The sequence below is a fragment of the Xanthomonas populi genome (assembly GCF_002940065.1).
Lineage (GTDB): Bacteria > Pseudomonadota > Gammaproteobacteria > Xanthomonadales > Xanthomonadaceae > Xanthomonas > Xanthomonas populi.
Genome location: NZ_MDEJ01000215.1, coordinates 1 through 3,837 on the forward strand (window position 1 = coordinate 1; position 3,837 = coordinate 3,837).

The following is a 3,837-nucleotide window of genomic DNA, read 5'->3' on the forward strand; positions in this document are numbered from 1 at the left end:
TTCTTCACCAGCAAACAAGCTGATCATGTCTGTCGTTCTCCGCTGGCAGGGCGTCAAGTCAATGATGGCAGATTGATGGGTTTTTTAGAGGCTCCTAGAATTGATAAAATCATTTGCAAAATATTCGTAGGGCGTATCAGGTTGTCCAAAATGCAGATCCGAGGCAACACATATTCTCAAGCTCGTTGGACCACCTAGTCTAAGCTTACTCCCCTGACACCCTGCCAAAACCAATACCGCTGAGATAAATAGAAACTTTCTGCGCGAAACCATTGCCTGTCCTGAAGATGGATTGAAATGAATGCTACATCGAAAATATGGAAATTCGAATGACGGCAATTCATGCTCGTGGTTATGGTGAGCCTATCCTACGGCGCCGGGCAGTATGGCGCGAGCATGACAAGGGCGGCCGTCCCGGGCAGCGCCGACCGCGCCTAACGTACAGCCAATCGCGGGACTCACAGTCGCTCGCGTAGGCGTTGGCAGTAGTGATAAGCGTCCGTTGCTCAATCTTCCGGCGGTTGGCAGGAATCGCGCACGATCAGGTGCGGGTGCACGCTGGCGGTGGGGAGTTGAGGGGCGTTATCCGGTTGGATCAGCATCGCGGCGGCAGTGCGGCCGGTGTCGCGGGTGTGGCGGCGCACCGAGGTCAGCGGCGGCCACAGGCGGGAGGCCAGCGAGCTGTCGTCGTAGCCGACAACCGAGAGCTGGCGCGGGATGTTGATGCCGGCGCGCAGCGCGACCTTGTAGGTGCCGGCGGCCATTTCGTCGTTACCGGTGAAGATGGCGGTGGGGCGCTTCTTGCCCAGCAACAGCTTCTCGGCGGCGGCGACGCCGGATTCGAAGGTGTAGCCGGCTTCAACAATCCACTCGGGCGGCAGCTCGATGCCGCGCCGGGCCAGGGCGTCGGCAAACCCGGAGGTGCGTTCGATCGATGAGCGGTAGGCGCTGGGGCCGGTGATCAGGGCGATGTCGCGGTGGCCGAGCGAGAGCAGGTAATCGGCGGCCTCGGCGGCGCCGTCGCGGTCGTGGGTGATAACCGTCTGCGAGGTGGTGTCCAGCGCGACCGAGGCGATACGGGTGTAGCGGCAGCCGATCTCGGCCAGCATGTCGGCCAGCGCCTGATCTTCGGAGGCGCGCGGCACCAGGATCACCCCGTGCAGCTTCTGCGCTTGGGCAAAGCGGCGCACGCCTTCGATATAGCCGGGGCTGCGGCTGTCGCAGGGGTGCACCACCAGCTCGAAACTGGAGCCGCGCAGCGCGTCCAGCGCGCCGTATTGCATGTCCACGATGTATTGCGCGGTGGGGTTGTCGTAGACCATGCCGATCAGGAACGAGCGCCGAAACGCCAGCCCGCGCGCAAGCGGGTCGGGCGAATAGCCGACCTCGCGCATCAGCGCTTCGACCTTCTCGCGGGTGTCCTGCCGGACCAGCGGCGAATTGTTGATGATCCGCGAGACGGTCTTTTTGGACACCCCGGACATCCGGGCGATGTCGTTGATCGTGGCGACCTTGCCCTTCGGCAGGCCGGGCATTCCCTCTTCAGGCATCTTGCGGGCTGGCATAGCGGTCAACCATTCAAGTTGATTGGATTCTACCGGCCAGCGGGCCGGCAAGCCTTCGCAGACTTGCCGATGTCCCGAATCCGCCATCACCAAGACGCCGTGGCGTGATGCGCGACGGCATGCCCGGCAGGCAGAACGGTCAGTCCACGGCGCGGTAGCGGAAATTGCGGAACTCCACCTGGCCTTGCCCGGCGGCATATAGCGCCGGTTTCAGTGCCGGGAACTTGCCGGCCACCGTGTGGTGATAGCCGAACACTTCCATCTGCGCCGGGTACTGGGTACTGGGTACTGGGTAATGGGTAATGGGTAATGGGTAATGGGTCCAGATGGTGCCGTCGGTGCTGCTGTGCACGGTGACGATGTGGAGGTTGTTGGTGACGCGCAGCCCTAGATCGCCGCCCTTGCCGCTGAGCGCAAGCCTGGCCGGGCGTTCTTCGCCGCAGCGGTGCATGACGACGTGTTAGCCGTTGCTGCCGACGCCAGCGTAGAGCTTGTCGCTGTAGAACAGCAGCGCGCCGCCCTGCACGCCCGGGCCCACGCGCATCTGCACTTCGAAATGACAAGCCTGCTCGAGCGCGATCAGTGTCAGCGGCGAGGCATCGCGCGGGGCGCTGCCCTTGCCCTGCAGCGCAGCACGCCATCGCCGGCGCTCAAGCGCTTGGCTTCACCGGCGACCGGGTTGAAGACCGACCACTGCGGGCCGCAGCGTGCCGGCGCGGAAGTCGTCCGACAAGATCAGGCCATGCGGCGAGACCTGCCCGCTCGGCTTTTTCAACGGGCACCCAGGTCGCCGCCCTTGACGACGCACCAGCCGTCCGGGCTCCACTCGCCCAGATCGAGCAGCGCCTGCCGGCCCAGCGTCCAGACGCCGTGTTCGTAGCCGTGATAGAGCATCCACCAGCGCTGGTCGGTGCCTTCCACCAGGGTGGCGTGGCCACGCGACCACCACGGTTCGTCGGCGCTGCTGATTGGGTGATCGGGTTGTTGGGCGCGTTCTGCCAGGGGCCGTGGATCGAGCGCGAACGCGCGGTGATCACCCTGTGCCCGGTCGGCGGGCCGGCGGTGCCGCCGACCGCCGTGGTCATGTAGTACCAGCCGTTGGGCGGGTGATCTTGGGGCCTTCCTGCGCGCTGCCTTCCACGTCCCAGCTTTTCGGATAGTTCCAGCCGTCGTAGACATGTTTGGGCGTACCAACCACCTTGAAGCCGTCGTCGGACAGCTGCACATAATCACCGCCGCTCAGGAGCAGATAGCGCTTGCCGTCTTCGCCGACTGCATGGCCGGGGTCGATGTACTTGAGGGTCGGCATGGATTCGTGTAAAAACAGCTAAAAGCGAGCTAACTCGCTGTCAGCACAGAACTTTTTCACGAACCCCTGCCGACCCTCCTTATTGGCGCGAGGGCGGATGCGCACATAACGGCCGATTCCACGCACTGGCGCTGCAAGGCGATTTGCTAGTTGAAACCCCTAGCAAACTGTCAGGCCCCCGACAGCATTTGATGTCGGACCTGCGGCGCAAAGCCTTACAGGACAAGGGGTTTAAAGACGCAGGCAGCTTACAGTTGCGCACATATTGCGGTTGCACAGGTATCACGCAGGCGTTACGGTATTCACATCTGGACATATACGTAGCCTAGGGTCACCTCTAGGGAAGGTCTGATTAACCCATGCATCGCCGCCATGCGGCTCAGTCAAATCAATAAGTTAAGCTTCGCGCAAGTGGGTTAATCAGAGGATCCTTAGGTCTCCTCCTAGTTGGAACCTATTCAAGACAGCTTCCCGCTCAGGGTGTTGTCGACGTCCCCCGCCCTGAGTAGCGGTTAGGTTTAGAGTCGGGGAGGATGATATCGATGTTGGCCAGATGTTTGGATTAGTCGGCGGGCGTCATGCCGCCGATGGCCTTCTTTGGACGCTCCTCGTTGTCTTCCCGACGCCAGCGCTCGATCTCGGTGCGTGCATGCAGCAACATTGGGAACCAGTGCTCGTTGAGGCATGCGTCGCGTCGCCGGCCGTTGAAGGATTCGACGTAGGCGTTCTGGTTTGGCGTGCCGGGCTGGATGAGCCGTAGCTGCACACCACGGGCATGCGCCCAGGCGACCATCGCCTTGCCGCACACCTCCTTGCCGTTGTCATTGCGGATCACTTGCGGCAACCCACGTCTGATGGCAAGCCGGTCGAGTACGCGCGTCACCCCCGTCGCCAGAGAATCACGCGCTCCACGTCGATGGCGAGCGCTTCGTGTGGTGCATCATCCACGATCACCAGGCACTT

At 62.3% G+C, this 3,837-nt stretch carries 2 protein-coding genes and 2 pseudogenes; 1 reads left to right on the plus strand and 3 read right to left on the minus strand.

Annotated features, from left to right (window positions below; all coding sequences use genetic code 11):
- Positions 1–198, plus strand: a 198-nt coding sequence (locus XpopCFBP1817_RS22305) for a hypothetical protein (RefSeq protein ID WP_208619675.1), incomplete at its 5' end; no start/stop codon positions are given.
- 308 nt (positions 199–506) lie between these two features.
- On the opposite strand, the gene XpopCFBP1817_RS19830 is transcribed toward XpopCFBP1817_RS22305, so the two are convergent.
- The 3 genes and pseudogenes from XpopCFBP1817_RS19830 to XpopCFBP1817_RS19840 all read right to left on the minus strand — a co-directional run.
- Positions 507–1,565, minus strand: coding sequence for a LacI family DNA-binding transcriptional regulator (locus XpopCFBP1817_RS19830; RefSeq protein ID WP_208619676.1), 1,059 nt, complete (start codon positions 1,563–1,565; stop codon positions 507–509).
- A 139-nt stretch (positions 1,566–1,704) separates the two neighbouring features.
- Positions 1,705–2,862, minus strand: a pseudogene (locus XpopCFBP1817_RS19835) (family 43 glycosylhydrolase); the annotation flags it as partial.
- A 574-nt stretch (positions 2,863–3,436) separates the two neighbouring features.
- A pseudogene (locus XpopCFBP1817_RS19840) lies at positions 3,437–3,837 on the minus strand (integrase core domain-containing protein); the annotation flags it as partial.

Excerpts from the sequence above, each read along its gene's own strand:
- XpopCFBP1817_RS19830 (WP_208619676.1), bottom strand. The coding sequence starts at position 1,565 with ATGCCAGCCCGCAAGATGCCTGAAGAGGGAATGCCCGGCCTGCCGAAG.